Here is a 386-nt window from a genome sequence, read left to right as displayed (position 1 = left end):
GGAGCCGGCAATGATCGACGGTTTGCGCAGCATCTGGAGCGACTTGAACAGTGCCGGCGTGCGCATTATCGCCATTCGTAACACGCCTTTCGTCAAGTTCGATCCCGGTGATTGCCTGGCCGCCAATCCCGACAAATGCGTCAACGCGCGACAGGAGGTGGAGACGAGTGATGTCTTCGCCCTCGCCGCGGGGACATTGCCGGGGGTCCGTTTCGTTGACATGAACGATGCCTTATGTGGCAAGGACAGCTGTTCGGCCGTGGTCGGCAACATCATCGACTGGCGCGACCATCACCATATGACGGCCACCTATGCGCTGGCGCTGGCGCCCTATCTGGCGAAGGCGGCGGGTCTCTAGCGAGATATCAAGGCGTAGCGGCTTTTTC

1 protein-coding gene is annotated in these 386 nt (G+C 60.4%); it reads left to right on the top strand.

The features are described 5' to 3' along the window. On the top strand, window positions 1-358 hold a 358-nt coding region (locus tag EOC94_RS33950), incomplete at its 5' end, for an SGNH hydrolase domain-containing protein (protein WP_210212115.1). Window positions 359-386 lie beyond the last annotated feature (28 nt).

The sequence above is a fragment of the Mesorhizobium sp. M6A.T.Ce.TU.016.01.1.1 genome (assembly GCF_003997065.1).
GTDB classification, from domain to species: domain Bacteria; phylum Pseudomonadota; class Alphaproteobacteria; order Rhizobiales; family Rhizobiaceae; genus Mesorhizobium; species Mesorhizobium mediterraneum.
Note: the sequence above shows the minus strand (reverse complement) of the source record. Positions and strands in the feature narration are given on the sequence as shown.